The 26,135-nt window shown below is 40.7% G+C and carries 20 protein-coding genes; 10 read left to right on the top strand and 10 right to left on the bottom strand.

Annotation, left to right across the window (positions count from 1 at the left end):
- Positions 1–90: 90 nt before the first annotated feature.
- The gene (locus ESV85_RS12555; protein WP_146918094.1) at positions 91–2,568 is read right to left on the bottom strand and encodes a S9 family peptidase; all 2,478 of its coding nucleotides are present in this window, start codon (positions 2,566–2,568) and stop codon (positions 91–93) included.
- Positions 2,569–2,832: 264 nt separating this feature from the next.
- On the opposite strand from ESV85_RS12555, the gene ESV85_RS12550 reads away from it, so the two are divergent.
- On the top strand, positions 2,833–3,708 hold the full coding sequence (locus tag ESV85_RS12550; protein WP_146918092.1) for a UDP-2,3-diacylglucosamine diphosphatase: 876 nt from the start codon (positions 2,833–2,835) through the stop codon (positions 3,706–3,708).
- Positions 3,705–4,820, top strand: a complete 1,116-nt coding sequence (locus ESV85_RS12545) for a glycosyltransferase family protein (protein ID WP_146918090.1) — start codon at positions 3,705–3,707, stop codon at positions 4,818–4,820. Before ESV85_RS12550 ends, ESV85_RS12545 begins: the two co-directional genes overlap by 4 nt.
- 14 nt (positions 4,821–4,834) lie before the next feature.
- On the opposite strand, the gene ESV85_RS12540 is transcribed toward ESV85_RS12545, so the two are convergent.
- Positions 4,835–7,195 carry a M56 family metallopeptidase gene (locus ESV85_RS12540; protein ID WP_146918089.1) on the bottom strand — a complete coding sequence of 787 codons (2,361 nt, stop codon included), beginning with the start codon at positions 7,193–7,195 and terminating at the stop codon, positions 4,835–4,837.
- The gene (locus ESV85_RS12535) at positions 7,192–7,560 is read right to left on the bottom strand and encodes a BlaI/MecI/CopY family transcriptional regulator (RefSeq protein WP_146918087.1); all 369 of its coding nucleotides are present in this window, start codon (positions 7,558–7,560) and stop codon (positions 7,192–7,194) included. The genes ESV85_RS12540 and ESV85_RS12535 overlap by 4 nt, the downstream gene beginning before the upstream one ends.
- A 310-nt stretch (positions 7,561–7,870) precedes the next feature.
- On the opposite strand from ESV85_RS12535, the gene ESV85_RS12530 reads away from it, so the two are divergent.
- The 4 genes from ESV85_RS12530 to ESV85_RS12515 all read left to right on the top strand — a co-directional run bounded on the left by ESV85_RS12530 (position 7,871) and on the right by ESV85_RS12515 (position 13,487).
- A complete protein-coding gene (locus ESV85_RS12530) occupies positions 7,871–10,543 on the top strand; it encodes an MGH1-like glycoside hydrolase domain-containing protein (RefSeq protein ID WP_146918086.1) in 2,673 nt (890 codons plus the stop codon).
- Complete coding sequence (locus ESV85_RS12525; protein WP_191322001.1) at positions 10,515–11,117, top strand: ribonuclease HII; 603 nt, start codon at positions 10,515–10,517, stop codon at positions 11,115–11,117. Before ESV85_RS12530 ends, ESV85_RS12525 begins: the two co-directional genes overlap by 29 nt.
- A gap of 49 nt (positions 11,118–11,166) precedes the next feature.
- A complete protein-coding gene (locus ESV85_RS12520; protein WP_146918084.1) occupies positions 11,167–13,029 on the top strand; it encodes an Nramp family divalent metal transporter in 1,863 nt (620 codons plus the stop codon).
- Positions 13,030–13,157: 128 nt separating this feature from the next.
- Positions 13,158–13,487 carry a DMT family transporter gene (locus tag ESV85_RS12515; RefSeq protein WP_146918082.1) on the top strand — a complete coding sequence of 110 codons (330 nt, stop codon included), beginning with the start codon at positions 13,158–13,160 and terminating at the stop codon, positions 13,485–13,487.
- 9 nt (positions 13,488–13,496) lie between these two features.
- Here ESV85_RS12515 and ESV85_RS12510 read toward each other — a convergent pair whose 3' ends face one another.
- The 7 genes from ESV85_RS12510 to tsaD all read right to left on the bottom strand — a co-directional run bounded on the left by ESV85_RS12510 (position 13,497) and on the right by tsaD (position 18,167).
- Entirely contained in the window at positions 13,497–14,213 is a 717-nt protein-coding gene (locus ESV85_RS12510) for a DUF502 domain-containing protein (protein ID WP_146918080.1), read from the bottom strand.
- A gap of 104 nt (positions 14,214–14,317) precedes the next feature.
- Complete coding sequence (locus tag ESV85_RS12505; protein WP_092895095.1) at positions 14,318–14,482, bottom strand: DUF1328 domain-containing protein; 165 nt, start codon at positions 14,480–14,482, stop codon at positions 14,318–14,320.
- Positions 14,483–14,900: 418 nt separating this feature from the next.
- Positions 14,901–15,341 (bottom strand): hypothetical protein, encoded by a 441-nt coding sequence (locus ESV85_RS12500; RefSeq protein ID WP_146918078.1) that lies wholly within the window; start codon positions 15,339–15,341, stop codon positions 14,901–14,903.
- 69 nt (positions 15,342–15,410) lie between these two features.
- Positions 15,411–15,920, bottom strand: coding sequence for an HNH endonuclease (locus tag ESV85_RS12495; protein ID WP_146918076.1), 510 nt, complete (start codon positions 15,918–15,920; stop codon positions 15,411–15,413).
- Between the two features lie 3 nt (positions 15,921–15,923).
- Positions 15,924–16,721, bottom strand: coding sequence for a hypothetical protein (locus tag ESV85_RS12490; RefSeq protein ID WP_146918074.1), 798 nt, complete (start codon positions 16,719–16,721; stop codon positions 15,924–15,926).
- Entirely contained in the window at positions 16,684–17,151 is a 468-nt protein-coding gene (gene smpB, locus ESV85_RS12485; RefSeq protein ID WP_146918072.1) for an SsrA-binding protein SmpB, read from the bottom strand. Before smpB ends, ESV85_RS12490 begins: the two co-directional genes overlap by 38 nt.
- 2 nt (positions 17,152–17,153) lie before the next feature.
- Positions 17,154–18,167, bottom strand: coding sequence for a tRNA (adenosine(37)-N6)-threonylcarbamoyltransferase complex transferase subunit TsaD (gene tsaD / locus ESV85_RS12480; protein WP_146918070.1), 1,014 nt, complete (start codon positions 18,165–18,167; stop codon positions 17,154–17,156).
- A gap of 77 nt (positions 18,168–18,244) precedes the next feature.
- On the opposite strand from tsaD, the gene ESV85_RS12475 reads away from it, so the two are divergent.
- The 4 genes from ESV85_RS12475 to ESV85_RS12460 all read left to right on the top strand — a co-directional run bounded on the left by ESV85_RS12475 (position 18,245) and on the right by ESV85_RS12460 (position 26,120).
- Positions 18,245–22,774, top strand: coding sequence for a translocation/assembly module TamB domain-containing protein (locus ESV85_RS12475; protein WP_191322000.1), 4,530 nt, complete (start codon positions 18,245–18,247; stop codon positions 22,772–22,774).
- Between the two features lie 263 nt (positions 22,775–23,037).
- Positions 23,038–24,336, top strand: a complete 1,299-nt coding sequence (locus ESV85_RS12470; RefSeq protein WP_146918069.1) for a cryptochrome/photolyase family protein — start codon at positions 23,038–23,040, stop codon at positions 24,334–24,336.
- Positions 24,333–25,283, top strand: coding sequence for a Smr/MutS family protein (locus ESV85_RS12465; RefSeq protein ID WP_146918067.1), 951 nt, complete (start codon positions 24,333–24,335; stop codon positions 25,281–25,283). Before ESV85_RS12470 ends, ESV85_RS12465 begins: the two co-directional genes overlap by 4 nt.
- Positions 25,284–25,286: 3 nt before the next feature.
- On the top strand, positions 25,287–26,120 hold the full coding sequence (locus ESV85_RS12460) for a hypothetical protein (protein WP_146918065.1): 834 nt from the start codon (positions 25,287–25,289) through the stop codon (positions 26,118–26,120).
- Positions 26,121–26,135: the final 15 nt, after the last annotated feature.

Genomic DNA, 26,135 nt, shown 5'->3' with positions numbered 1-26,135 from the left:
AAAGTCCAGGCCTGCGTCAAAACCAAAAAAGCCCGATTCTAATATAGGATCGGGCTTAGTTTGATTTTCAATTTGAAATTTTAAAATTCTCTATTTCGTCAGCGGCTTCTCTCGCTGCATTTCCATCATATCCACTGGAGGTGGAGTATTATCACCCAGTAAATGCTGCACGAAGTAATCACCCATTCTCCAGAAGAAATACTCGGTCATATCGCCATAGCCGTGGCGCTGATCCGGTAGCATGACGAGATCAAATCGCTTTCCCGCTTTGATCAGTGCACTTGCAACTCTGATAGTATTGGCAGGATGTACATTATTATCCGTACTTCCGTGAGAGAGCATTAAGTGCCCTTTTAGGTTCTTGGCCAAGTCGGGATTCTTATCGATCTGATAGATAAAAGTCGTGTCACCTTTGGCATTGATCTGCTCCTTTACCCCATGATGCTTCTCAGACCACCAGCGATTGTACACGCTATTGTCATGATTTCCAGCTGAGGAAACAGCAACTTTAAAGAAGTCTGGATATACCAACATCGCAGCAGTGGACATAAATCCTCCACCAGAATGCCCGTGAATACCAACCTTAGATTTATCGATGAAATCGTATCTGTCAGCCAACTGCTCCACAGCAGCTTTCTTATCCGCCAAACCATAATCTCTCAAATCTCCATAACCGTAATTATGATACCACTTCGAGCGACCTGGATGGCCTCCTCTATTTCCCAGTGTGATCACTACAAAACCAAACTGCGCAAGACGATCCGTTCTGTCTAATCTTGCAGAAAATGTCTTATCTACAGCTTCGGTCTGCGGACCAGGATAAACATACTCGATGATCGGATACTTGCGAGTTGAGTCAAAATCAAATGGCTTGTAAATGACACCATATAGATCTGTGATTCCATCATCAGCTTTGAAAGTGAAAGGCTCTGGGAATTGATAGCCTGTGGCAAAAAGATTAGAAAGATCAACCGTCTCCAAGTCCATCACCTTGTTGCCTGCTTTGTCTTTCAACACGGCAACCGGCGCAGTATTCACTCTGGAATAGTTATTTACAAAAAATGTAGCGCCATCATTGATCTCACTGGAGTGATTGAAATCCCCTGAATTCAACAGCGTTATCGCTCCACCATCCAAGCTCACACTATATAGGTGTTCGTAATAAGGATCTTCATCTTTCTCACGACCATTAGCTACGAAATACAACTTTCGGCCTTTCTCATCTATTCTTGCTACCCGATCTGAGTGGAATGCGCCTGAAGTCAATTGACGCTTCAGCGTACCATCTTTTCCATACAAATAGAAATGTCCCCAGCCGTCTCTCTCAGACCACCAGACGATTTCATTATCCAAAATTTCAGGCTTCAAAAAGTCTATATAGGTATTGCTACGTTCCTCGATCACCAATTCCTTTTCATTAGAGGCAAGGTTCCATCTATAGATATCCACTTTTTTCAAATCTCTGGACGTAACAGCATAGTAAAACTCATCCAAGTCACCCAGCCAGGTGATCGGTCTGAAGTCATCATCTCTGGAACTTTCAGTAGCGCTTGTATTATAAATATTCAATGATTGATCTTTGAATGTCGCCACTGGAAGGTTGGACAGCTCTTCTGAGTCAAAAGAATAATGCATCAAATAGGTAATTGGCTGTTCCTTATCACCAGGCATTGCATACTTATAAGTCTCAAGCGTTGGTCTAGGATTCTTAGTACTGTGAATCACCCAAAGGTCTTTCACCTTACGCTGATCCGTTCTGGTCATCACAAATTGCTTGGAATCTGTACTCCAATAAGCACCAACTCTCTGACGCTTCTCCTTATTTTTCTCCGTCTCCTCGTTGTCTTCTCCCCTTCCACTAGATCCATATTCGAAGTTTTCCTCTCCGTCCTCTGTCAACTGATGTTCTACAATGGTGCTGTCTTTTTCATCTTTTACAGCCTTCAGGAAGTTTGCCTTATCCATCCAGTAGAGATTACTTTTCTTCGCAAAAAGAACCTTGGAAGAATCAGGAGCGATATTCGCCCAAGACATTCGCTCAGGATCTTTCGCGGCATCGGTGATTTCTGTGAGCTGCTGATTTCCTATGTTATAGTGAAAAACAAAAGTCTTCTTTTCCATAGAATCCTTCTTGCTCTTATCTTTTTCCTTGATCTCAGCCCAGTCCTTTTTCAGCACATCTTCAGTTCCTTTTACCTTGAACTTGATCGTGTTTTCATCTTCAAGGAATTTCAAATCATCCAGTTTCAGATGAAGTCCATCTACAGGATCTTTGGTGATTTTGGTGATTTCCATCGCCAGCTTATCCTTGTCAAAAAGTTGACTTTTGGTTTTTCTAACTGGATCTACCAAGTACCAGTTTTTGCCCTTGCTAGTTTCGAATTCGTACCAAAAGCGATCTGATTTCTTCAACCAATGTGGGTCAACTCGGGTAGAGAAAACCAGTTTTTTCATTTTCTCCGGAGAGAATCTTGCTGCAAGCTCATAATTACCTGAATAAATCTGCTCCTGCGAGTAGCCATTCTGGAAAATCAAGAGAAATGCAAATGCGAGTAAAGTGTGCTTCATAGTTGTTCTATTTGGGAAAACGAATCTAAATCAAACTTCACCTTCTGGAATAACCACTAGTATAAAATCACTCGCTCATTATTCCATTTTCATGGAAAATGCTGACTGATTTTCTCCTTAAAACTGATAGGACGGCCTTTTTCACATCTAATTAACAATGGGATTACATTAGCACGAAAAGCATAAGTAATCTTACTAATTTTTTAATAATGTACTGACACTGAGTTCAATTGGAGGCTCTATCTTTCAACCAAAACCAATAGAGTGAAAACCCAATTCAAAACTATCGTCATCTCTGACGTACATCTGGGCACTAAAGGTTCGAAAGCCAAGGAAATCGCCCGATTCCTCAAGCAGTACAACTGCGAAAACCTCATTTTAAATGGGGATATCATTGACGGCTGGCAACTCAAAAAATCAGGTTCCTGGAAAAGGAAGCACACCCGCTTCTTCAACAGAATCCTGAAAATGATTGAGAACCATAGCACCAAGGTCTATTACTTGCGTGGAAATCATGACGATTTTCTGGATCAGATTCTACCGTTTCAAATGGGAAATCTGTCCATTCAGAAAGACATGATCTACGAAAGTCATGGTAAAAAGTACTTCATCACGCACGGTGACGTATTTGACAGCATCACGACCAATCTTCGATGGATTGCTTACTTAGGAGATATTGGATACACGTTTTTGCTTTGGCTGAATAGCGTGGTTAATCATTACCGCATCAAACGCGGGCTGCCCTATTTCTCTCTTTCGCAGTATGTGAAAGGCAAGGTAAAATCAGCCGTTTCCTACATCGATCAGTATGAAGAAGAACTATCAAAAATGGCTAGGGCAATGGGCTGCGATGGAATCATCTGTGGCCATATTCACAAGCCTGAAAACAGAATTATCGACGGAATAGAATACATGAATTCCGGTGACTGGGTAGAAACGATGAGCGCTTTGGCAGAGGATCATGAAGGAAATTGGCAGTTAATCTATTACAATGAAATCAACTTCAAGGAAGCCAAAGACGATAGTCTACAGCAATTCTTCATCGGTAAAGCAGAAGCTCCAGTGATCCCGATGCGAGAAGTTTCTTTCGAGAAACTAAAAGACGATCTAGAACCACCAGCATTTACTTCCATCTTATGAAGTTCATTTTTATAGTCCAGGGTGAAGGTCGGGGACACATGACCCAAGCCATCGCTTTCTCACACATGCTGCAAAATCAAGGGCATGAATTGACAGGAGTAATCCTAGGAAAAAGCAATCGGAGAGCTATTCCAGCGTTTTTCACCAGAGAAATTTCTGCTCCGATTCATTTGGTGGAAAGTCCAAATTTTGCCTGTGATAAAGATGAAAAGCAGATTTTGATTGGAAAAACGATTCGTCAAAATATAGCAAAAGCTGCCATTTTCTGGAGAAGTCTCAAGCAAATTCATGAAGTTGTAGAAGCTGAACAACCCGATATCATTCTGAATTTTTACGATTTATTGGGCGGGATTTATAATGGAGTCTTTCGACCAAAAGCTCAGTACTGGGTCATCGGACATCAGTATTTGATTTATCATCCGGAGTTCAAATTTGCTCCATCAAAAGGTTTGAACAAGTTCTTTTTCAAGTTCAACACCCGCTTGACAGCTTTAGGAGCTTCTGAAAAATTAGCTCTTTCCTTCTACGAGTTGGGATCTACAAATGAAATCACAGTAGTCCCTCCACTGCTGAGAGAAGATGTGAAGAAACTCACCCCGACCAAAGGCGACTTTTTCCTCACCTACATGGTCAATGCTGGCTACGGACACGAGGTAATCTCCTTTGCTAAAGCAAATCCTAACCTAAAAATACGCGCTTACTGGGATAAAAAAGAAGCTGCTGAAACCGAGCAACCCTTGCCAAACCTGAGTTTTCATAGAGTCCATGACAAAAACTTCCTTCGGGATATGGCGGCTTGCAAAGGACTGGTGAGCACTGCTGGATTTGAATCGATTTGCGAAGCGATGTATCTGGGAAAGCCAGTGATGGTGATTCCCGTGAAAGGTCAATACGAGCAGGCTTGCAATGCGCTTGACACGATTCATGCTGGAGCAGGAATAGCCTCAGACAACTTTGATTTCTCCAAACTTGAGCATACCATTCAATCACGAGAAATATCGGAGAATACTTTCCAAGATTGGGTAAGCACCTGGCCAAAAACATTCAGCCAAATTCTCCCAGAAACAAAAATGACTGAACCAGATTTTATCCTGACTCAGTCATTTTCATGATACGCTAAAATATTCTAGCAATTATTTAAAGCTTTTTGCTCTGGGCTAAGCTCACTTACCGCCTTAAATACAAACGCTCCATTTTCCTCCACGCGGTAGTACGGGAAATTGACCATTTTCACTTGTCTTCTCTCCGGAGCATCCATAGCTAGAAACTTAACCTGCAGCTCATTATACATTTGAAACATCGTTTGGCGCTCCTCAGCAGATTTATTTGCATCATTTCTACCTTCGTTTCGCTTTAGCTCGTATTGAAGAAAGAGTTTTTTATATGCTACTACTTGCTCTCTTTGAGTAGGTGGTGTAGGCAATTGACTGAGTTCTTCAGCTGTCAAGTCTTTCTTAAGCTTATAATAAGTTTCCCCTTTTGACGCCAGCTTTATATATGGCGCATAAGGATGCGCAGGTGGGCTAAATTTTGGTTTGTCATTAAATGATATTTGAGAATACATACTTCCCAAATCGGAAAACATTTCAGTTAGCTTGTCCTGTTCTACTTTACCTCTCTTTACAAAATGCGGAGCTTGGTTTCGAAGCTCTTCGTAGATCGACATAGCATCTTTGTAAGCTTGAAGATGTTCCTGTATTTTATTAGCTCTTACTGCAGGAGGCCATTTGGATGAAGTTTCTTCTTTCTGATCTGCCACAGGATCCTTTTCTTTTTTCACCTGGGGCTTGCCAAAATTTACTCTATTGTCTTTTGGATAAATGTAAAATTTATCATCCTTATCCAACAGATTTCCTTTTCCGGATTTTGCTCCATAAGCATTTTCATAAGCCTCATTGCTATACAGATGAACTTGATGCTCCTGTGGGAAACGCTCTGAACGGGCATTTAGATGTACAAAACTGTTAAAGAAAAAAACGACATCTGAAGTACTCATATTCTCTAGTTGAGAATTAGGAATAACCTTACCATCCAACCAAAGGGCAAAGTCATCAGCCTGCTTCCAAGCTTCAAAATCACTACTGCTTGGTTGTTTCTTAGAAGGTGCTTCTGTGACGGGCATCAAATGTGATTTTTCGAATTCTGATAGCTCACTATAAGTTTTAGCGATTAAGTCCCCCGCTTCATTCTCAACAAAAAATGAAGCATTTCTATAATACTTTTCTTTCTCTTCAATTTGTTCGGCTGTAAGTTTAGGTAATTGATCTTGGGTTACATCCTGATACTTATCTTCTTCACCACCCTTACTTTCTTGATTTTCAGCCCCATAATAATAAATTCTTCGGATATCTAGATCTCTTAACATTGCCTGAAAATCACTCAATTCACCCATTGAAACCTCAGGTCCGGTAATTAAATTAATGGTAAGGTGATTATCTACTGGCTCAGTCTTTTCTATAAGGTCTTTTACTTCCTCAATACTATATTCTTCACCTTTTGATATATAAACACCATTAGGCTTCAGTTCAAGCGTGAGGTCAAAATCAACTTCAACTGCATGTGAAGCATTTACATATACCTCACCTATGATATCGCTATCCACTTTTGCTGCTACTTTTTCACTGAAAAAATAGACTAATACTCCTACCACAGGAACCAAGACCAAAAGCTTGATCCAACTTTGTGAACTCATTGATTTTTTCTTCATCATTTCAAATCGTTTTTTGGTTAATGAAAAATTCAAACTACTGACCAATCCATACTTTTGGTTTGAAAGCATCATGGCTAGTAATTGACTCTCGTATTTCTCCAGTGGAGTGCTGCGCAAAGCAACTTCATCAGCTATAAATTCATGATTGAGCTTGATACTTGCCTTCGCCCAATGCAATCCTGGATGAAACCAAAACGGTACAAGTAATGCCTCAATAAATAGATTGTCCCAACTGTGTTTCTCTTCTATATGTGTGCACTCATGTGCAAAAACAGCATCTGTAAATTTCCCATTTTCCAGATCTGCTTCCGCCACGAAAATGTATTTGAGAAAGGAAAAAGGAAGGGAATCTTCTTTCAGTAAAACCAAAGTTTGCCCACGATAATTGATCTTAATGTTTCGCTGAATTTGATTGAACAGAATCTTGATGTTCCGTACAAAGCGATACAAAAAGATAAGTACAATCAGCCCATAGATACCAATTAACAGGTATTCCCAATTAAATTGAGATTCCGGAACTGCAGTGAATACCTGCTCTTGATTATAGTCCTGACTTGCCGCTTCAAAGTAAACAGGCTCAGAATTCACTTCGACTGGAGTGGCTACTATTTCCTGAGCAACTTCAATAGTAAGTAGTGGAATCAGAAAGGACACAACCACAGAAAAAAGTAGAAAAAATCTATTGAATCTATGCATCGCTTCTCGCTGCAGCAGCAATCGATGCGCAAGGAGTAGAATAAGCAAGCAGGCTATGGCTTTGATTAGATAAGAGATCATTTCTTCTGATTTAGCTGGTCATCAATAATACTTTTCAGATGGATTAGCTCCTCTTCGGAGAGCTCGGTCTTTTTGGTAAAAAAAGACGCAAACTGTGCTGGCGAATCGTTAAAGAAGTTTTTGATCAAGCCTTTCAAGTGCTTAGAAAAATAACTTTCTTTTGTAACTAAAGGATAGTATTGGCGTAACTTCCCACTAGCCTCATAGCCCACAAATTCCTTATCCTGCATTCTCTTCAATAATGTAGAGATAGTGGTAGAGGCAGGTTTTGGATCAGGATAAGCATCCATCAAATCCTTCATAAAAGCTCGCTTCAGCTTCCACAAATGATTCATTAGTTCTTCCTCAGATCGGGATAGTTTCATTACCTTTGGATTAAATTACATCTACAAATGTAGAACAATAAATTTCATCTACAAGTGTAGAGTAAAATTTTAAAGTTAATTTCTGTGAATTACCATTCTGGAGCTGTACAAAAAGTCATTAGAATGGGTAGAAAAAATTATACTTAAGAGTAAAAACATCTGATTTCCAGAATAGTCAACAATTGAACAAAAAGCATGTTTGATTAACAGTTCCAAAAAATAACTATACAATTCCTAAACGGATTTCGGTTTATCAAGCTATAATTAATAGAAATTGATAATTTCGGAGAATGCCCTAGAGAGATTATACATGTCAGCTGAAAATATACGATTACAAGAAGATAGGAACTTTACCAAACATTGGAAGAAATGGGGGCCTTACCTCACCGAAAGACAATGGGGAACAGTGCGTGAAGACTATAGTCCCGATGGCTCAGCTTGGGAAAATGTCACCCACGATGACGCTCGAAGTAAGGCGTACCGATGGGGTGAAGAAGGAATAGGTGGGATTTCAGATCATAAGCAAAAATTTTGCTTGGCTTGGGCATTTTGGAATGGAAAAGATCCATTCATAAAAGAACGCTTATACGGCTTGACTGGAAATCAGGGAAATCATGGCGAGGACGTAAAGGAAATCTATTATTACCTAGACTCCACTCCTACTCACAGTTACATGAAGATGCTATACAAGTATCCTCAAGCCGAATTTCCTTATAAGGAACTTTTAGAAGAAAACACGAAAAGAGGCAAAACTGATGCTGAGTATGAATTGATCGATACTGGGCTTTTCGACGAAGACAAATACTTTGACATCTTCATCGAATATGCCAAGCAAGATGCGGAAGACATCATTGCAGTAGCGACGATTCATAACCGTGGCCCTGAGGAATCAAAAATTTGGGTAATGCCTACTTTTTGGTTTCGCAAAACATGGTATACAGGACATGAGCCTTTTATGCCAAAGCTTTCCAAATCAGGTGATAATACAATTAAAGCTTTCAATCCAAAGTCAGGTAACTATTCTATCACATTTGACGGAAGTCCAGATCTGAAATTTTGCGACAATGAAACTAATCGGGAGCGGATTTACGGTATAGGAAACGAGAAGAAATTCCTCAAGGATGCGATCAACGACTTTGTAGTTCAAGGTGACACAAAGCACCTCAACCCTGCAAATAAAGGAACCAAAGCAGCTGCTATCTATGAAATCACCATTCCTGCTGGCGAAAGCAGACAGGTAAAACTTAGACTTCAGCACCAGACACAAGAAAACCCGCTTGAAATCTGCGATACCTGCCTAGAGCAGCGCAAAAAAGAGGCGGATGAATTTTACTCAAACCTTCAAGAAAGAGTAACAGATCCTGATCTAGTAAATATCCAGCGTCAGGCATATGGAGGAATGATGTGGTCTAAACAGTTCTACTATTACGATGTAGAACGATGGCTGGAAGGAGATCCAGGTCGATATGTACCACCAGTAGCAAGGAAAAAAGGTAGAAATAGTGATTGGCGACATTTGCAGAATTACGACATCATTTCCATGCCAGACAAGTGGGAATACCCGTGGTATGCCGCCTGGGATCTCGCTTTTCACACCATTCCCATCGCAAGGATAGATCCGGAATTTGCTAAAAATCAACTTATCCTCATGCTCAATGAGTGGTATATGCATCCAAATGGACAGATCCCAGCATACGAATGGAATTTCTCCGATGTGAATCCACCCGTGCATGCCTATGCCGTACAGCGTGTTTATCAGATAGATAAAAAAGCTAATAATGGCGTTGGTGATCATGAGTTTCTTGAAAGATGCCTACACAAGCTGATGCTCAACTTCACTTGGTGGGTCAATCAAAAAGATAGTGATGGCAAAAACATCTTTGAAGGCGGATTCCTTGGTCTGGATAACATTTCGGTATTTGATAGAAGTCATGCCCAGAAATATCACGGCAAACTAGAACAGGCAGATGCTACTTCTTGGATGGCGATGTTCTCTTTAAATCTATTGAGAATTTCCCTTGATCTCTGCGAATTCAACAAGGTCTATCAATTCACCGCGACCAAATTTTTAGAGCACTTTCTTTACATCGCCGGAGCCATGAGCAATATCTCTGACGAACATATTTCATTGTGGGATGATGAGGATAATTTCTTCTACGACGTATTCCATATTCCTGGAAAAGAGCCACGTAAAATGAAAGTTAGATCTATCGTAGGCTTGATCCCGCTTTTCGCAGTGGAGCCGATACGAGAAGATCTATTTGCAAATCTTCCTGAGTTCAAAAAACGATTGGACTTTTTCCTCCGGGAAAAACCAAAATTGGCAGCTTTAGTGTCTAGCTGGATCCAACCGGGCTATGACAAGCGCAGATTATTCTCCCTATTGAGAGGACATAGAATGAAAAGCGTCTTGCAAAAAATGTTGGATTCTGATGAATTCCTAAGTGACTACGGTATCAGGTCGCTTTCCAAATACCATGAGGAGAATCCTTACTCCATGAAAATTGGTGGAGAAACGCTATCCGTTAAATATACCCCAGGAGAATCGGACACAGTAATGTTTGGAGGTAATTCCAACTGGAGAGGACCGATTTGGTTCCCGATCAACTTCCTGCTTATAGAGTCGCTAAAGAAATTTGATTTCTATTATGGAGGAGATTTCTCTATTGAATATCCAACAGGCTCTGGTAAATACATGACTATGGATATTATCGCAAAGGAGCTTTCTATGCGCTGCATGCGCATATTCATGAAGGATGAAAATGGAGAACGCCCGGTATTTGGCAAAAACTCTAAATTCCAGACAGATCCACATTTCAAGGATCACATTCTATTTTATGAATACTTTCATGGAGATAGCGGCTTAGGGCTAGGAGCATCTCATCAGACAGGCTGGACAGGATTAGTAGCAGAGATGATTCACAAGTATTACAAAATCAGAGAAGATAAAGATCATGATTCTAAAACCCTTTTTAGAAGCTAATCGAATAGAAGCAGGATGTGATGAAGTCGGCCGGGGATGTCTGGCTGGCCCAGTGGTAGCGGCAGCAGTGATTTTGCCCGGTGATTATTCCAATCAATGGATCAATGATTCCAAAAAGCTTAGTAAAAGACAGCGGGAAGATCTGATCGAAGAGATCAAAGACAAAGCCCTTGCATGGCAAATAGCAGAAGCAAGTGTAGCGGAAATTGACAAAATCAATATTCTCAATGCTTCTTTTCTGGCTATGACTAGAGCCGTTCAAGGACTAAAAATTCTACCCGAGCATCTGCTGATCGACGGCAATCGCTGGAGATCTCAGCTGACCATCCCACATACCTGTGTGATCAAGGGTGATGGAAAATATGCCAACATCGCTGCAGCTTCCATCCTAGCCAAAGTTCATAGAGACCACTTCATGGAAAAGCTTGCTGAAAAATTCCCCCATTATGCATGGGAACGAAATGCAGGCTATCCTACCAAAGCGCATAGAAGTGGAATCGAAACTCATGGTGCCTGCATTTGGCATAGAACGAGCTTTAGATTACTGAAAGAGCAAATAGTGTTAGACTTGTAATAATGCTAGGTTTATCTCTCAAATCTTTTCAACCTAAACTCCAAAGATCGTGAGTTCAGAATCCCTAAGTGAAGTACATGGCTCTGTGCAAACCAATAAGAAAGGTTGGAGGAAGATTTTTGCTTTTTTTGGCCCAGCCTATCTAGTAAGCGTTGGTTATATGGATCCAGGCAATTGGGCTACTGACTTGGCTGGCGGGTCGGAATTTGGATACCAGCTGCTTTGGGTGCTATTGATGTCAAATCTTATTGCGCTGCTACTTCAGTCGCTCAGTGCTAGATTGGGCGTGGTAGCTAAGCTAGATCTCGCTCAGGCTTCAAAGAATGCCTATCCCAAATGGGCTAATATTCCACTGTATATCTTGGCAGAAATAGCTATTGCTGCTTGTGACCTTGCAGAAATTGTAGGGATGGCTATAGGATTAAACCTACTTTTTGACCTACCGCTAATCTGGGGAGTGGGTGTAACTGCTGTAGATACATTGCTTTTACTCTTTCTACTAAACAAAGGCATGCGGACGATGGAGTTATTCATCGTGTCCTTGGTATCTATTATTGGCCTTTCATTTTTAGTAGAGATGTTTATCGTAGGACCTGTATATAGTGATGTAGTTCAAGGTTTGGCTCCTTCCGCTCTTAGTGGAAATGCACTATACATCGCCATTGGGATAATTGGGGCGACTGTGATGCCTCATAACCTGTACCTACACTCCTCTTTGGTACAAACCCGAAAAATCAGCCCTACTCACAAGGGGATCAAAAATGCTATCAAATTTAATTTCATAGACTCTGCTATTGCGCTAAATCTTGCTTTTTTCGTAAATGCTGCAATCTTAATTTTGGCAGCAGCTGCTTTTCATGTGAATGGCTATTTCGATGTGGCAGAAATACAAGACGCTTCCAAGTTGCTGGAAAATCTCTTCGGAAGTATCGCTCCTACATTCTTTGCAATCGCTCTGATTGCGGCAGGCCAAAGCTCTACCATCACAGGGACATTGGCAGGACAAATAGTAATGGAGGGACATCTAAATATCCGGATACAGCCCTGGGTTCGGAGAATGATTACCAGATTTATTGCGATCATCCCAGCAATGATTACCATCATTTACTTTGGAGAAGTTGCACTTGGAAAATTACTGGTGTTGAGTCAGGTTGTGTTGAGTCTTCAGCTTGGCTTTGCTGTGATTCCATTAATTCATTTCAATTCGGACAAGAAGCTTATGAAAGCCTTTACTATCAAGCTTTGGGTGAAAATTCTAGCTTGGAGCAGCGCTGTAATTATAGTATTCCTGAATGTACAGCTGGTAATCAATGAGATTCAAGGCTGGCTTGCCGAAGCCGGGGATCATACAGTCTACATTTATACTATCGTGATTCCGATAATTTTAGCCTGCTTTGCCTTGCTGGTTTATATTTTTGTCCATCCTATGCTAAAGAATGCTGAACAGAAAAAACGCTTGATTCCGCATGGAAAAGCACTTGATTTTGAAGAAGGAACACCAATAATATATCAACATATAGGTATCGCTATTGATTTTGCCGACAACGACCAGACGATCATTCAAAACGCAATTAAACTAGGCGGAAAAGATGCTCAATACACTCTAATTCATATCGTAGAAAGTGCTGCAGCAAGGTATTTAGGAGCGAACACCCTGGATCATGAGACCCAATTAGACATAGAAAGTCTGAAGCGCTATCAGGAAAAAATGATATCACTAGGATACAGTGCCTCACACGAAATTGGCTTTGGGAATGCAGCTACAGAAATTTCAAAAATCGCCAATACCCATTCCATGGATCTACTTATCATGGGTGCTCATGGCCACAGAGGGATTAAGGATCTGCTCTTTGGAACTACAGTGGACAAATTGCGGCACAGAGTAAAAACCCCAATTTTGATTGTGAAATAAATAATTTTGGTTGGATGTACGATGACCGATGACCCATCATTGGACATCAGACATTACCTCCTTCGTGAAGATTCCATATTACCTTCGAAGCAAAAAGTATAACTAATCACCACGATCACCAACACCCTATGAACTGGATACTACTCATTATCGGCGGACTATTTGAAGTTGGATTTGCCTCCTGCTTAGGAAAGGCGAAAGATGCTATTGGAATAGCAGTCTACGGATGGTATGCAGGTTTTGTAGTTTGTCTAACTATCAGTATGCTACTTCTGATCAAAGCAACTCAAACCCTTCCCATAGGGACTGCTTATGCGGTATGGACGGGAATCGGTGCAGTCGGTACTGTATTGGTGGGGATTTTTGTTTTCAGAGAATCAGCGGAGTTCTGGCGTCTGTTTTTTCTGGTCACTTTGATTGGATCCATTATCGGATTGAAATTCGTGTCTTCTTCTTGACTAATTAGCTCATGAGGACATGGTGTCCATCCTTTCATCCATTATTTTACTCTTTTTGATCTCCTGTTCGCTACCTTTTGTTAGTATCTCGGACAAATCCATCCCTGCCAACATATTCCCCGTTCCAGTTCCCATTCCCATGATCGTACGCATGGCATCTTGGGTACTTACGCTTAGAAAGGTAATGAGCTCTTTTGGCACATGATAAATATTCCCATTGGTGGGATTGGGGGCGGTTGGAACAAATACCGTATAGAGATCACCGTTAATTTGGTCTGTAATGAAACCTGTCATCATTGTACCAGACCTAAAAGGATCCAATAGTACAACTTCCGAAAAAGGAAGCTTTTTCAGACCTACAAACTGATAAACAGTCTGATGAATAAGATTATAAAGAGGGATTTTGGTAAGGTATTTTTTTTCAAAGCTTTTGAAATAAACCTTACCTACTTTATTGCGAACTAAGACGCCGATTAAAAATACAAAAGCGCAAAATATTGCGAGTGAAAATACATTGACTAGCCAATGCGGATCGTCAGAACCTGGATCTAAAGCCGCACTCAAAGGAGAAACAATCCCGAAAATAAAATTGAAAATGATTGAAAGTAGTATTAAAATAATAGTGAGCGGAAGAAGGATCAAGAACCCTTGCAACAGGCTATCTAATATAAAACCTCTTGTAGATTTTTTTTCAACAATTGCAGGGGAGTTTGGCTCTGAGTTCATGGTTCTAATGGAAATCCCTAAAGTCGCACGAATCCATTTTTACTGGAACCGTGCGACTGTTGGTTGGTTAGTGGTTAGTGATTTTTAATTGGCAACCCAGTTAGTTAGGTTTTTCTCACCAAATGCATAATCAAGGAAATGACAAGCAAAACCAAGAAGATGTAAAAGATGATTTGAGCGATAGAAGCTGCACCAGCTGCTATTCCTCCAAATCCTAAAACGGCTGCAATCAATGCGATTACTAAGAAAATTAATATCCAGCGTAACATAGTTTTTATTGGTTAATGGTTCGAACTGACTAAGTTCAAAACCATACCAACTGCCCAAATTGGCCCTATTGGCCTTTTTAGTATCAATCTTCGAGTTAAGTAGGATTTAGCTTGGGGAATGCAAACCCCAAAATCAGCAAATTGATTGCTGAGTAAAAGGAGAAATTAGGGACAACTATTTTCCATTTCAGCTCACTTAGTGAACGTGTTGGAAACGTAGAGATACTATCTCATAATTTAAAAGAAGGAAATTGTCTAGCTGTTTCTGCAACACTAACTATAGCTAGGAATTTAAAAAAAGGAACATAGTCTAGCCATTCTTACAAAACGAACTGCAACCCGGATGAGAATAACGACAGCCTGACAAATTCAATTGTGGCCTCTGCGAAACCTCTGTGTACTGTGCGGTTAAAAAATATTATTTAATTCTTTCGAAAACCAGTTTACCAGATCCAGGATTATTACTGACAGGTTCCAACACCATTCGATCAGTTTCAAACTCCACAATTTTGGCTTTTCTGGTTTCTGCTCCTGTATGAATAATCAACATATTATCGCTGCTGATTTCTACTATAGCTTCCTTCTGCACTACCTCCTGTTGCACATAATCTGTGTATTTCAAGGTATCTCCTGGAATAAATTCATAGATAGTGTTTTCAAGTCTATTTTTAATTTTATACTCTATGCCACCTCGCATAGCTGCATTAGAATTCTTATACTGAGGAGAATTTCTCAATTCATCCATGGCATCAAAGTGAACCAATTGCCAAGTACCAAGAAGTTGTTCGAACTTGATTTGGCTAGTCTGAAGAACAAATGCCAATAAAAGAGTGGGGATAATCGAAAGATACATGGGCATAGCAAGGCAATTATTTTGCCACAATAGTAAGGGTGTTGAAAATTGAAATCAATAAGTTGAGATCACATGCTACTGCACCAACTTAGAATTTAAAAAAGGCAACCATTCCTCCGCTTGTCTTTCTGCATATTCAGACAAAAAATAAGATAAAGTAGGCTTAAAAGGCTGCGTCTGTATCGTAAGTCCAGCTTGTTCAGGACTTTTGTCCCCCTTCAAAACATTGCATCTATGACAGGCTGTAGTCAAGTTTGTCCAGTTGGACTTCCCTCCTTTAGATCGAGGAATCACATGATCTATGGTGAGTTGTCTTCTACTTCCGCAATACTGACATTCGCCACGATCTCTTCGAAATAGATTTACACGATTAAGAAGTACTCCTCGGAAAGGGATGTTTTTGTAATTATTCAGGCATATCACCGCAGGATATTCGAAACTACGGCTAACAGTACGGATCTGAAGTAACTCATACACGGATAGGCAATTTGCTTTTTCCAGCATTAGCAAAACGATGGCTTTTTGTGGAGACACTACCGCCACGGGAGAATGATCTAAATTCAATACCAATACCCGCTTTTCCATGTGTTAACTTATTATTGACCGGGTTTCTAACTCAATCTGTTTATCCTTACTATTCCGTAAGAAGGCTTCCCATTCACTCAAGTCTGAAACTTTAATTCGATTGTCCATCCAAAATACTTCCTCAGCTCCAAGATACAAGGCATATTTCACTTGCTTCTTTTCCAACTCCCTGAAAATAAATAAATCACCTGGCAAAACGAGTTCTGGATCAATTTTTCCTCCAGGAATTTTTCCTGATTTCCACGAATATCCAGCAATACTAAAAATCAGTTCAAATCCCTGATGCTCATCCAGTCCGAAAATACTCCTCCCTCCTGCCTGATAAGGTGAATTGACATACTTAAGAGCAATATCGATCAACTCTTCTCTGTTGGCTTTCACCGAATGACTACGAATCGAACCTGTAAATCCTATGTGATCCTGCCAATTAAAAAGCTCCAAGTCGGAAAAATGGAGCCTGCTGCCCGGAAGCAAATAAAGGTTGGAGCCAAGATATTCTATGGCTGCGATTGGACTGGTTACTATTTGAAAATCTTTATGGAGGAAATTGTAATAGTCATTCTTCGGGATTTCCTTGAGGGACTGCGTAGTAATCCAACCCTGATTTCCCGTGTCTTCATGTAGTATTTTAAACCATTGCTGATCCGAGGTCATGGCTATCGTTTGATAGCATTCACCAAAAAGTAATTGGGTAACCATGGCGGAATCAAAAGTTGGTCTGCGGTAAATGGGTAAAATTGTTTGCCTACAGATCCCAAAAGCGTCAATCAAAGGCCATTCGCTGGATTTCTCTTTTTGCATCTTTTTCTTTCAGGTCCTGTCTTTTATCGTGTGATTTCTTACCTCGTCCAAGCGCAATTTCCATTTTCGCCATCCCTCGGTCATTGATAAATATACGAACAGGAATGATAGTCAGCCCTTTTTCCTGCGACTTAGTTTCGAGTTTCTCTAGTTCTCTTTTGCTCAGTAATAACTTTCTATCCCTAATTGCAATGTGATTATAACTGGCAGCCATGGAATACGGCGCGATGTGCATCTGCCGCACGTAAAGTTCTCCATCGAGAAAAATACAGAACGCTTCAGTCAGCGACACTTTTGCTTCGCGGATAGACTTGATCTCAGTGCCTTTCAGCACCATACCAGCCACATAGGTATCCACGAATTCAAACTGAAAACTTGCCTTTCTATTCTTTATGTTGATGACTTTGTCAAACTTATTATCCTTAGCCATGCTTAGATTTTCATTTTTGCGAGAGGAGTGACATCCATAGATGAAAATTCTCCTTTCAGGTATTTATAATGCGCTGCCATGGCAATCATGGCGGCGTTGTCGGTACAGTATTCGAATTTTGGAACATACAAGTTCCAGCCTTTTTCCTTTGCCAGCTTAGTCAACGTATCTCTCAAACCTGAGTTGGCTGAAACGCCTCCAGCAATGGCGACCTCTTTCACACCATACTGTTTCACCGCCAGCTTCAATTTGATCAGCAACATTTCCACAAGAGAGTATTGTACGCTGGCACAAAGATCAGCTAAATTCTCTTCAATAAATTGTGGGTTTTCCTTCAACTGATCCCGAAGAAAATATAATACCGCAGTCTTAATTCCGCTGAAGGAGTAATTCAATTCCGGCATTCTGGTGATTGGAAATTGAAAAGCTTTCGGATTTCCAAGTTTGGCATATTTATCAATAAGCGGACCACCAGGATAGGGTAAGCCTAACAGTTTTGCTGTTTTGTCAAAAGCCTCTCCCACTGCATCATCTTGTGTCTCTCCTATCACCTCCATAGTCAGATGATCTTTGACCAAAACCAACTGTGTATGCCCTCCGCTCACTGTCAAGCAAATGAATGGAAAATTTGGCTTAGGATCCTCTATAAAATGTGCTAAAATATGCGCATTCATATGATTCACCTCAATGAGCGGAATATTTAGGGAATAGGCAAATGCCTTGGCAAAACTCACTCCGACAAGAAGAGATCCCATTAGACCCGGGCCACGTGTGAAAGCGATTGCTGAAAGTTGAGACTTAGAAATCCCCGAGGTCGAAATAGCCTCCTGAACAACAGGGATGAGGTTTTCCTGATGAGCGCGCGATGCAAGCTCCGGAACTACACCCCCATATTTTTCGTGAACAGATTGTGTGGCGACAATATTATTAAGTACTTTGCCGTCAGCTATTACAGAGGCAGAGGTCTCGTCACACGAGGATTCAATTGCTAGAATAAAGATATCGTTGGTAACCATTGGAAAAGAACGCGAAAGTTACGGATTTTTTGCACAAAGCGTTTCGGATCCTGCTATGGATCGTCTTTTCGCTAGTCATGCTACTTATAGTAGTGGCTTTAACACTACAGATTACTTGGGTCCAGAATAAGGCAATCGACACAGTAACAGGTATTCTCAATAAAAATTCAACTTTTCATACAGAAATAGGAAAAATTCGAATTACCTGGTGGGATGCACTAGTCTTAGAAAATGTAGTGATTCGAGATCATCGGGATAGCCTGATGATCGGAGCCAAAAAGATTAATGCCGACTTTGAGCTGCTCTCGCTGATTCCTCCTGGCATCACCACCATCAATGCCGTTCGCATGGAAAACGCTAAGCTGCACATGCTTACGCATGAAGGGGATTCTGCCATGAATATTAATATCTGGATAGAAGAGTTAGCCGATATGTTCAGTACTGGCGCTACTTCAAGTGGTCCTACTCAGTTCAAAATAAACTCTGTTGAACTCAGAAATTCGGAAATATTTCTAGTTAATGTAATCACAGATGCCATCACTAAAGGACTGGATTACAACAAACTCCGCTTTTCAGACATTACGCTAAATGCAGAAAACTTTTATCTGGAAGGGCCAGAGATTGGAGCTGACATTAAAATGTTGACTGGAACGGAGCTGACTTCTGGTTTTGAGATCAAAGAACTCAAAACGGATATGAAGTACGGACCTGAATTCTTGGAGTTTGATAAGCTAAGTTTGAAATCAGATAATAGCCATATCAAAAACTTTCTTCGTTTTGAATATGCCACACCTGCAGCATTTTCCAATTTCGTAGAAGAAGTCGTCATCATCACCAATATGGATGAAACCAAATTGCATCTGGGAGACCTGAAGCTATTCGCTCCTTCTTTGCCGAACATTGATGATGAAATCTACCTTTCAGGAAAAGTAGCCGGGCCTGTATCAGATATTCGCTCAGAAGAACTGCTCATTAGAATTGGGGAAAAGACAGCAATTTTTGGAGCTTTCAGATTGGATGGATTACCGAATATCGATGATACCTACATCAATCTTTCGCTTAAAAACTCAACCATATTTTCCAGAGACCTTGCTCCTTATCTGCCTAGCAATGTTACCGCACAAATCAACAAATTCAACACAATACGCCTGACTGCTGATTTCGCGGGCTATTTACATCGCTTCGATACCAATGGAGAATTCAAAACATCCATTGGCGATATTGTAGGCCGAGTGAATTTTGATCTAGTAGAAGGCTTGCCCACCACCGTTTCTAATATCACGACAAAGAATCTTGACTTAGGTATTATAGTCGGAGACAGAGAATCCTTTCAAAAAGTCAGTCTTAAAGGCCATGTAAACACCAAGGGTAATTCAATAGACAACCTCCTTCTCGATGTGGACGCAGATGTCACAAAATTTGGTTTCAATAATTACGATTACACCAACATAAAAACTGATGCAACTTATGGTCGGGATCTCTTCAAAGGAAACATCACGGTCACAGATCCAAATCTGAAAATTGCCGCAAATGGTCTGGTAAACCTCCGGGAATCAACTGACTCAGTGCAGATGAATCTACAGATAGATACAGCTTTTCTAGATCGATTGAATTTCACTGAAAAAGCTACGTTCATCAGTGGAAATCTAATCATTGACACTAAAGGAATTAAGCTAGATGACATTCAGGGCATTGCGAGGTTCAGGAACATTGAAGTGGGCTATCTGGATAGGTACTTGCATATCGGCGATTTCAATTTCCAATCTCTTTTTGCCGGAGGTACTCGAACCATGTCACTTAATTCTGACTACCTAGTAGCCGCTGCCTCTGGGCAATTCAACCTAGAGCAAATGGGTCGGGATCTAGATATTTTGCTCCAGCAATACATAGCCATTATCTTAAATGAAGAGCAACCGATTGCTGATCTCGAACGAGATTTCTCTGAAATCTACAATCTCGATCTTAACCTTCGATTAATAAATATCAATCCTATTGTTCAGCTTTTTGAACCTGATCTAAGCCTTTCGAAAAACATGGTTCTGGAGGGCGCTTTCTATCAAACCCAAGAAAATACCATCTTCAATTTCTTCACCAGCATAGACACACTTAAATACAAAAACAACTCAGCCCAGAACATCAATATTGACTTTAACACCTCTAAACTCATCAATAGCCCGGATATTCTAGCCTCCTTCTATGTGTACTCCAAAACACAGGACATAGGGAAATCCATTCAGTTTACCAATTTCGGATTTGAGGCTATCTGGGATAAGGATGAAATGGATATCAATTTGACACTGGATCAAGATTCTACTCAAAGTGCTGCTAGAATCAATGCTTCTGCGCGTTTTACCTCACAAAACACACAACTCGCTTTTGATCCCTCGTCTCTAAAAGTTCTTGATAGGGAATGGAAATTTGATTCTCTGAATCTAATCACCATTACTCCTGCCGAAATACTGGTGGATAGCTTAAAAATCTACAATGAGAATCAATACATTTCTCTTCAGGGAAAAGTAAGTCGCCAACAAGAAGAGCGCTTAAATCTTAAAATCAACAATGTAAATATTGACTTGCTCAATACGCTGTCCCCACAGGATTTTGATGGTACAGCAAACGGCTCTATTTCATTCAAAAACCTATTTGATAAGGCACTGATTGAAGGAGAATTCACGCTTGATCAATTTGCTATCAACAAGTTTCCAATTGGAGACATGAGTGCAAAAGCGAATCTGGACTTGGAGAAACTAAACATTTCCATGTCCAATGTAAATCAAGGGAAAAAGACGATTGACCTTAATGGCTTTATGCTGGTTGAAAATCAAGAGTTGGACATGAAAGCCTCGCTAAATGATGCAAGTCTGGTAATATTAGAACCATTTTTATCCAATTATCTCTCCAGTATGGGTGGCACTATATCAGGGAAAATGGATTTGAAAGGCACATTGGCAGAACCTCAAATCGATGGAACAGGGAAATTAAACAATGGCAGATTTACTGTAAACTATCTCAAGACCACCTATCTGCTTAACGGCAATATACTCTTCAGACCTACACAAATCAGTTTTCAACAGTTAGAACTCAAGGACCTGTATGGACATGGGGCTACACTAACCGGCGGGATATACCATAGGGGTTTTAACGACATCAGATTGGACATCAGAGCCAACCTCAATAATCTGCAGGTGATGAATACTACAGATAATGATAATGAAACTTTCTATGGTACGGCCTTCGTCACAGGAACTGCTTCGGTAATCGGAACAACCAAAAACCTAGATATCAATGCCCGCGCTACTAGTCAGCCCAATACGCAGATTTTCATCCCTTTGAGTAGCAGTAGCACCCAATCTCAGGAGGATTTCATACACATGATCAACATCCAGGATACTGTAAGAATCAAGCAAATCGCGGAGGAAGTGAATAGACTGGAACTGGAAAATGTGCGGATGAATTTCGTGCTTGATATTACTCCTGATGCTTACGCAGAGATCATCATTGACCCAAGAACCGAAGAAGGAATCTCCGGCCGGGGAAGAGGTGTACTGACCATGAACATCGATACTCAGGGCAATTTCACGCTGAATGGCACCTACGAAATCTCTGAAGGCAAGTACAATTTCTCTCTCTACAATGTGGTAAAAAAGCAATTCAACATCAAACCTGGTGGGCGTATTACCTGGTATGGTGATCCCTATGCCGGTATCATGGACATCTCGGCTGAATACACAGAGACTGTATCGCTACAACCTCTGCTTGCCTCCACTGTAACCTCTCAAACTAAAAGTTCAACTTCCAGCCGACGATATCCAGTCAAAGTATTGCTGAACTTAGATGGCGAGTTATTATCCCCAGACATTTCTTTTGGCTTTGACTTTACCCAATTCCCAAGCACTGGGGAAACTCAGACCACTATTTCATCTTTTCAAAACAAAATCGCAAATGATGAGCAAGAGATGAATCGCCAGGTTTTCTCAGTCATCATGACCCGCTCATTTTCTCCAGAAGGGCAGTTCTCAGGAGTTTCCAATATCTCTTCGAGTTTGGGACAATTACTATCATCCCAGCTCAATAGCTTCTTGGGTCAGGTAGACAAAAATCTAGAGGTAGATCTCGACGTAGCCACGTTGGATCAAAATGCCCTTGAAACCTTCCAACTCAGTGTCGCCTATACTTTCTTGGATGGTCGATTGCGTGTGTCTAGAGACGGTGGATTCACTGACAATCGTGGCAATACCGACGCTAACTCCATCATTGGAGATTGGCAGGCGGAATACATGCTTACCGAAGATGGAGTCTATAGAATGCGGGTTTTCAATCGAAACAACTTCAATACGTTCACCTCGCTTTCACTCTCCAAAAACGTATCAACGTACGGCGTTTCGATTTCTCAAAACGTTTCCTTCAATTCATTTTCCGAGCTTTTCAAGAAACTGACAAGAAAGAAAAAAGAGAAACTGATAATCAATGATCAGGATGATTTCTTGCGCTATCAGTTTGAGAAAAAGGAGGAATGGAAACCGATCAAATTGGACAATATCGAAGAAAGACTTGACTCACTGGATCAGGAACGTAGGATTAGAATGTTGAAAGAAGGGAATTTTTAAGTTTATTCCGCTGGCAAATTTCGCTGATCAGCACTGATTTTTCTACTGAAATATTAGCGTGATAGAATCCCCCTTGATTTCCTAATTACTATTGGAAACGTAATTTAATTAAAGGGGGCTAGGGGGATTTTATTCTAATCGCCTTTTTTCACAACTGTCTTTAATGATGATTGCATCTGAGGCACAACTGGTTCTAATTTGTCTATCCCCATAAATATTCTAAACAATTAGCCTCTTTTCTCTATTACACCTATAAAATCAAAATGAAGAAAGTCAGTATTTTTTGGTTCCGAAGAGATCTCCGAATAGAAGATAATCACGGCTTATACCAAGCTTTGAAAGAAAATGAAAACGTCCTACCCTTATTCATTTTCGACAAAAACATACTGGATAAGTTAGATAATAAGGCAGACGCGAGAGTTGAATTCATCCACGATCAAATCAGACAAATTCATCAAGAATTAGAGAAAATAGGATCTGCTATATTAGTCAAATACGGAGATCCTGAAGCCATTTACAAAGAGCTTCTTAGCGAGTATGCAATTCAGTCTGTTTACACCAACCGGGATTATGAGCCATATGCAAAAAGTCGTGATGAAAAGGTAAAGTCATTATTAGAAAGCAAAGAAATCCCATTTCACACATTCAAAGACCAGATGATCTTCGAGCCAGGAGAAATATTGAATGGCTCAGGGGAATTCTACAAGGTCTTCACTCCTTTCAGCAAGGTTTGGCTGAGTAAGTTCAACTCTTCCAAGCCTGAGGAGTTCAAACCCATGCATTGGAAAAATCTGCTGCAAACTTCCGCTTTAGGACTTCCCTCCTTGGAGGAAATTGGTTTTGCAAAAAGTGAGATCTCGATTCCATCCAAAACTGCAGATGAGGAAATCATCTCACATTACAATCAAACCCGTGATTTCCCATCCCAGGATGGCACTTCGAGACTGGGAATTCATTTACGCTTTGGTACCATTTCCATCCGAAAACTAGCACACAAAGCATCCGAACTCAATGCTACTTTTCTCAATGAATTGATCTGGCGGGAGTTTTACATGATGATCTTGGCATACAATCCTCAGGTGGTGGATCAGGCATTCAAGCCAGCTTATGATCGGATTCCTTGGAGAAATAACGAAGAAGAGTTTGCTGCTTGGTGCGAAGGGAAAACTGGCTATCCTATCGTCGATGCCGGAATGAGAGAACTCAATTATACAGGCTACATGCACAATCGCGTGCGGATGGTGGTGGCTTCCTTTCTCACCAAGCATTTGTTAATAGACTGGCGCTGGGGTGAAACCTACTTCGCTGAGAAATTACTCGACTACGAATTAGCCTCGAATAATGGTGGCTGGCAATGGGCAGCAGGCACTGGTACGGACGCTCAACCTTACTTTCGGGTATTCAATCCTACCTCCCAGCAAGAGAAGTTTGACAAGAATTGGAAGTACATCAAAAAATGGATTCCTGAAATAAACTCAGATAAGTACCCAAAACCGATAGTAGATCATAAATTTGCAAGGCAACGTGCAATCGACACCTACAAATCAGCCCTGAATCAATGAATATCGGAGACCGAGTAAGACTACTTCACGGAAACGAAGAAGGAATAATCCGCAAAATTTCCTCTAGTGGAAGAATGCAGATAGAAATCGAGGACGGATTTATCATTCCTGCTTTGAAATCAGAACTGGTTCTAATCAATGCAGCTGAAAAGGAACATTTTGGCGAAAAGTCAATGGAAGAAAAAGAAATTGATACGCCTATTCCCATTTCTGGCCCAAAAGATCAGGGACTTTACCTCGCTTTTGTTCCTATCAATGATCAGAGTCTTAGTCTTTACCTGATCAACGACAGCCGGCAGGCTTATTTGGCACATGCATCGGAGGTGTTTGGTACTAATCAGCGCACTTTACTTGCAGCTACGCTGAATGCTGGTGAGGCAAAGAAATTCGATGATAGATTACTGAAGGAAATGGACGAATGGCCAGCATTTTTGCTAAGGTTTATCCCAATTCATAATACGCTGGAAAAGGCAATTCCTGCTTTTGAGCGTCAGCTGAAGATGAAGGCAACTCAGTTTTTCAAACATCTTAGCAAAGCACCTCGCTTGGATAAAACTGCTTACATTTTTCCACTAGAACAAACTACCAAGGAACTCGATATACGAGCGCTAAACCAGGAACTGGAAGAAATCAGACCAAAATCTGAAACTCCAAAAACTCCTAAACCAGCCAGATCTATTGATTTGCATATAGAAAAGCTAGCGACAGATCCCAAGGGAATGAGCAATTCTGAAATTCTTCGTGTGCAACTGGAGTCTTTTGACAGAAATCTTGATCAGGCTATGGTATCGGGAATGGATGAAATCACATTTATTCACGGCATAGGAAATGGTGTGCTTCGCAAAGAAATTCACAAGCGCCTCAGTCAACTCCAAAATATTAAGTACTTTCAGGATACGCAAAAGGATCAGTGGGGCTACGGTGCTACCTTGGTCAGAATCTCCTAATCTATGCAGGCAAAAGTATCCCCTGTCTTTCAGCTTTTTGAATCACAGCACCAAGAGGCCAAAGCAGTTTTTTTGGCTTTGGGAAAGCAGATCAAGTCCAAGAAAGCAATAGAACTTCTAGGGAAAATGGAGTTCCTGGAGCTCTATGCCGACTTGATGGCAAAGGTTCACTTTGATATTGAAGGCTTGAATTTCAATATTTTCTCGGATTTCAAACAAATGAAGAGAAGCCTGCGGAAAATCCATCATTTCAAACTAGCAGAAAAAAGCCTGAATGATCGCGAAGAAGAACTAGGTTTCAAATACGGGGGATATCGCATACATCTGGATAAATACAAGAAGAAACTTTATACCGATGCCTTTGATCTGATCGTAGGCAGCACGCTGAAAAGCTGGGATGAGTTTCATCAAAAAGCCATGACCGCCAGCCGAGGAATTAAACCTCTGGCTATTCATACCGGGGTGAATCAGATCATTCAGGAGGAACTGGAATTTTTCAATCTAGACCACAAAGGGGCCATGGATAGCAAGGCCTTGAAGGATACTTTTGAAGGTTTGCGAACCATCATCATGTTGGAAAACACCCTTATACAAATGGGATTCAACTCTATTTTTATCGCCGGGATACACGAGGAAATCGGAATTCTGAAGAACAACCTCAAACCTTGGTATTCCAATCACCTTTCGTTACAGTCATTGACACATTTCCTAGGCACCAAGCAGGAAGTATCTAAGAAATACCTAGACTGGGTAAAAGAGCTCAAAGCAGAAAAGAAGATCCTTTCTTCCCAAGCCGAGAAACAAGCACATCAGTTGTTTGATAAGATTTTGGGGTGATAAATAGATTTCGAT

The sequence above is a fragment of the Algoriphagus aquimarinus genome (assembly GCF_007997215.1).
GTDB classification, from domain to species: domain Bacteria; phylum Bacteroidota; class Bacteroidia; order Cytophagales; family Cyclobacteriaceae; genus Algoriphagus; species Algoriphagus aquimarinus_A.
This window is presented reverse-complemented; position numbering and strand designations above follow the sequence as displayed.

What these genes read in the sequence shown, in the direction of transcription:
- ESV85_RS12555 (WP_146918094.1), bottom strand. Translation starts at nt 2,568, where the DNA reads ATGAAGCACACTTTACTCGCATTTGCATTTCTCTTGATTTTCCAGAAT.
- ESV85_RS12545 (WP_146918090.1), top strand. Translation starts at nt 3,705, where the DNA reads ATGAAGTTCATTTTTATAGTCCAGGGTGAAGGTCGGGGACACATGACC.
- ESV85_RS12540 (WP_146918089.1), bottom strand. Translation starts at nt 7,195, where the DNA reads ATGATCTCTTATCTAATCAAAGCCATAGCCTGCTTGCTTATTCTACTC.
- ESV85_RS12535 (WP_146918087.1), bottom strand. Translation starts at nt 7,560, where the DNA reads ATGAAACTATCCCGATCTGAGGAAGAACTAATGAATCATTTGTGGAAG.
- ESV85_RS12530 (WP_146918086.1), top strand. Translation starts at nt 7,871, where the DNA reads ATGTCAGCTGAAAATATACGATTACAAGAAGATAGGAACTTTACCAAA.
- ESV85_RS12525 (WP_191322001.1), top strand. Translation starts at nt 10,515, where the DNA reads ATGATTCTAAAACCCTTTTTAGAAGCTAATCGAATAGAAGCAGGATGT.
- ESV85_RS12515 (WP_146918082.1), top strand. Translation starts at nt 13,158, where the DNA reads ATGAACTGGATACTACTCATTATCGGCGGACTATTTGAAGTTGGATTT.
- ESV85_RS12510 (WP_146918080.1), bottom strand. Translation starts at nt 14,213, where the DNA reads ATGAACTCAGAGCCAAACTCCCCTGCAATTGTTGAAAAAAAATCTACA.
- ESV85_RS12505 (WP_092895095.1), bottom strand. Translation starts at nt 14,482, where the DNA reads ATGTTACGCTGGATATTAATTTTCTTAGTAATCGCATTGATTGCAGCC.
- ESV85_RS12500 (WP_146918078.1), bottom strand. Translation starts at nt 15,341, where the DNA reads ATGCCCATGTATCTTTCGATTATCCCCACTCTTTTATTGGCATTTGTT.
- ESV85_RS12495 (WP_146918076.1), bottom strand. Translation starts at nt 15,920, where the DNA reads ATGGAAAAGCGGGTATTGGTATTGAATTTAGATCATTCTCCCGTGGCG.
- ESV85_RS12490 (WP_146918074.1), bottom strand. Translation starts at nt 16,721, where the DNA reads ATGCAAAAAGAGAAATCCAGCGAATGGCCTTTGATTGACGCTTTTGGG.
- smpB (WP_146918072.1), bottom strand. Translation starts at nt 17,151, where the DNA reads ATGGCTAAGGATAATAAGTTTGACAAAGTCATCAACATAAAGAATAGA.
- tsaD (WP_146918070.1), bottom strand. Translation starts at nt 18,167, where the DNA reads ATGGTTACCAACGATATCTTTATTCTAGCAATTGAATCCTCGTGTGAC.
- ESV85_RS12475 (WP_191322000.1), top strand. Translation starts at nt 18,245, where the DNA reads ATGCTACTTATAGTAGTGGCTTTAACACTACAGATTACTTGGGTCCAG.
- ESV85_RS12470 (WP_146918069.1), top strand. Translation starts at nt 23,038, where the DNA reads ATGAAGAAAGTCAGTATTTTTTGGTTCCGAAGAGATCTCCGAATAGAA.
- ESV85_RS12465 (WP_146918067.1), top strand. Translation starts at nt 24,333, where the DNA reads ATGAATATCGGAGACCGAGTAAGACTACTTCACGGAAACGAAGAAGGA.
- ESV85_RS12460 (WP_146918065.1), top strand. Translation starts at nt 25,287, where the DNA reads ATGCAGGCAAAAGTATCCCCTGTCTTTCAGCTTTTTGAATCACAGCAC.